Origin of the sequence: Neisseria sp., from assembly GCF_041804105.1 — a bacterium.
Lineage (GTDB): Bacteria > Pseudomonadota > Gammaproteobacteria > Burkholderiales > Neisseriaceae > Neisseria.
In genome coordinates this window covers 1-3,258 of the sequence record NZ_JBHCJY010000078.1, presented here as the reverse complement: position 1 = coordinate 3,258, position 3,258 = coordinate 1, and the positions used below count along the sequence as shown (strand labels likewise).

Sequence of the window (3,258 nt, the reverse complement as noted above, 5' to 3'; positions counted from 1 at the left end):
TTCGGCGACACCATCAACCGCCGCTGGATCGCACCGCGCAATCCGGTTTGGAAAAACACCGACACCACCCTCAACCGCGACAAAACCGCACACGGCATCCTGTTCAACGCATTCTGCGTGGACGGCACGCCGAAATCCGCCGCCGCCCTGCGCGACCGCATCATTGACCGCGCGGGCAAAAACGGCAAACGCCTGAGCGGGCGGAAAAATTCGTTCTGACCGGATGTCAGGCCCGGTTCGGGCCGTCTGAAAAAAACGGCACGGAAATGCGGCGGCAGCCGTCCGGACGGCTGCACGGCCTTGCAGGCATAGTGTTGTCCGTTGTCTCCAGCGGTTCCGTTATCGCGGACAAACCTGCCAACCAACGGCCTCATGCCGCCATTCCTGCACGGGCGGAAATCCATAGCCGACATCCGAATGCCTGTGAATCATAAGGTTTCTTAGATTTGCAACCGGATTCCCACCTGCACGGGAATGGCGGTTGCAGGCGAATACGACATCCGTTTTAACAAAACGCAACCAAACCTCCCCGAAGGCCGTCTGAAACGTAAAGTTTCAGACGGCCTTTGTAATTCCCCCTTGTAGGGCAGTAAGAAAAAACCTATGATTGGACACGTGTCCAACAACAAGAATTTTTATGAACACCGACACCCGCAACAAATTCCTGCAAACCGGCATCCGCCTTTACCCGCAACTGGGCTACCACAAACTCTCCGTGCGGCTGCTGGCCGCAGAAGCAGGCATGAGCGCAGGGATGTTCCACCACTGCTTTGAAAGCAAAGACGATTTCATCCGCCAGCTCCTTGCCCATCAGGAATACCTGTTTACCGCTTCCGTGCCCGAACCGGCGGAGGAAATGTCCCCGCAGCAGCAGTTGCGCACGTTTCTCGAATGGTTTGCCGGCTGCATCCGTTCCGACCTGCCTTGGGTCAGGCGGATGCTTGATGACTGCGCAGCGGGTGCGGAAACCGTGGCGGCGTTTATCCGTCAGGGGCTGCAACAGGATTTCGAACACATCGACACGCTGCTGCGCCGCTGCCTGCCCGACTGTTCGGAAAACGATTACCTGCTGCGGCACAATTTCCTGATTATTTCCGCCGTGGCGCCGATTCTGCTCGTCAACCAGTTTTCCGAACTCGACATCCTGCCCCTGCCGCCCGAAGCCGCGGCTTTCGTATGCAGCGACGAAGCGGTACGGCAGCGGCTGGACTGGGTCTTTGCCGTACTGTTTCCGTCCGATGCCGTCTGAAAACAGTTTTGCAGACGGTGCCTTTGGGCAAACCGCGTTTCAGACGGCCTGCTAAATACGTTTTACCCGAATCCCGACACTTTCGAGACAGCCATGAAAAAACTCTTCATCCCCCTCCTGATTGCCGCGCTGGCCGGCGGCGGCTGGTATTTCTACCGAATGCAGAACCGCAGCACACTGCCAGACCACATCGCCCAATCCAACGGCAGGCTGGAGCTGGAACGGTTCGACGTTGCCAGTCTGTATCCCGGGCGCGTCAAAAGCATGGCGGTGGAAGAAGGCAGCGAAGTGAAGGCCGGCGACGTGCTTGCCGAACTGTCGTCCGACACCAGTTCCAGCCGCGTCGAAGCGGCCAAAGCCCAGAAACAGCGCGCGCGCGAAAGCTCCGCCCGCGCCGATGCCGAAATCCGCGCCTACGGCCAGCGGCTGAAAGTCGCCCAACTCGAATTGGACAACGCGCTGGCGATGCGCCGCGACGGTTTGGTGTCCGACAGCGAAGTGAGCCGCCGCCGCGCCGAACGCGACGGCGCGGCCGCATCGGTGGCCGCCGCCAAAGCCGCCCGCGCCGAATCGCTGGCGGCGGTGGATGCGGCGCAGGCTCAGGAAACCGAAGCATCTTCGGCCAACGACGACATGTTTATCCGCAGCCCGAAAGCGGGACGGGTGGAATACCGCATCGCCGAAACCGGCAACGTCTTGGCCGCAGGCAGCAAAGTCGTGAGCCTGCTCGACCCGTCCGACGTTTCCATGAACGTCTTCCTGCCCGCCGCACGGATGAGCCGTCTGAAAACCGGCGACGAAGCACGGATTGTGCTCGACGGCATCGACGCCGTGTTTCCCGCCCGAATCAGCTTTATCGCCGGCGAAGCCCAGTTCACGCCGAAAAACGTCGAAACCGCCGACGAGCGCGCGAAGCTGATGTTCAAGGTCAGACTGAAAGTGCCCGCCGAAACCGCCCTCCAATACAAAGGGCTGCTCAAAGGCGGCATGACGGGCAACGGCTATGTGCGTTTGGACGACAAAATGCCGTGGCCGCCCGAACTGGCGGCCAAACCGCCGCGATAAGGCCGTCTCAAAAACCTTTCCGAACCGGAAAGCCCGTTAATGCCCAAGGAGAAAGCCGTGCCGTTTACCACCATTGTCTATGCCCATCCCTATGAAAAAAGTTTCAACCATGCCGTTTTGCAGCGCGTGCGGCAACTGCTCGACGGCAAGGGCGAACCCTACCGCATCATCGACCTGTATGCCGACGGCTTCAATCCCGCCTACACCAAAGAAGAACTCGCCCTGTTCAACCAAGGCAGGGCGCTCGACCCGCTGGTGCAGGAATACCAGCGAATCCTGCGGGAAACACGCCGTCTGATTTTCATCTTTCCGGTTTGGTGGGCAGACGTGCCCGCGATTGTGAAAGGCTTCGAAGACAAAGTGTTTCTCAAAACGCTGACCTACGAAGAAACACCGATGCGGCGGCTGGTGGGCAAACTCACCCACATTCGCGAAGCGGTTGCCCTCAGCACGTCCACCGCGCCGACCTGGTATCTGAAATATTTCTGCGGCGACACTGTCAACAAAGCCATGCTCAACCACACCCTGAAAGCCGTCGGCGTAGGCAGCCGCAAATGGGTGAATTTCGGCAACATTTCACAATCCACGGCGGCGCAGCGGCAGGCGTTTTTGGAAAAACTGGAACGATATATTTGAACCGAATGAACCGAACGAAATCCCTCAGGCTGCCAGCCCAATGCCGTCTGAAAAACAGCGTAGGTACGGTTAGCGCCTTTTGCGCGTAACCGTACGCAAGAACACAGGGATTCCGGCCCACGGCAAGGCCGTCTGAAAACAGTTGGCCTTCCGTACAGTTACGCCGCTTGGCGCGGCTAACCGTACCTACTGAGATGATATTTGAACCGAACAAAACCCCGCAGGCAGCCAGCCTAATGCCGTCTGAAAACCAACGTAGGTACGGTTAGCGCCTTTTGCGCGTAACCGTACACAAGAGCGCACGGATT

3 protein-coding genes and 1 pseudogene are annotated in these 3,258 nt (G+C 58.8%); all 4 read left to right on the top strand.

Annotated elements, in window-relative coordinates:
* A pseudogene (locus tag ACEYDX_RS07365) lies at positions 1-219 on the top strand (cryptic protein cnp1); the annotation flags it as partial.
* Between the two features lie 418 nt (positions 220-637).
* Complete coding sequence (locus ACEYDX_RS07360; protein WP_373741374.1) at positions 638-1,249, top strand: TetR/AcrR family transcriptional regulator; 612 nt, start codon at positions 638-640, stop codon at positions 1,247-1,249.
* Positions 1,250-1,342: 93 nt separating this feature from the next.
* Positions 1,343-2,314, top strand: a complete 972-nt coding sequence (locus ACEYDX_RS07355) for an HlyD family secretion protein (protein ID WP_373741373.1) — start codon at positions 1,343-1,345, stop codon at positions 2,312-2,314.
* A 39-nt stretch (positions 2,315-2,353) separates the two neighbouring features.
* Entirely contained in the window at positions 2,354-2,950 is a 597-nt protein-coding gene (locus ACEYDX_RS07350; RefSeq protein ID WP_373741372.1) for an NAD(P)H-dependent oxidoreductase, read from the top strand.
* The last annotated feature ends 308 nt before the right edge of the window (positions 2,951-3,258 follow it).

Coding starts and splice junctions, on each gene's coding strand:
- ACEYDX_RS07360 (WP_373741374.1), top strand. CDS start 638: ATGAACACCGACACCCGCAACAAATTCCTGCAAACCGGCATCCGCCTT.
- ACEYDX_RS07355 (WP_373741373.1), top strand. CDS start 1,343: ATGAAAAAACTCTTCATCCCCCTCCTGATTGCCGCGCTGGCCGGCGGC.
- ACEYDX_RS07350 (WP_373741372.1), top strand. CDS start 2,354: ATGCCCAAGGAGAAAGCCGTGCCGTTTACCACCATTGTCTATGCCCAT.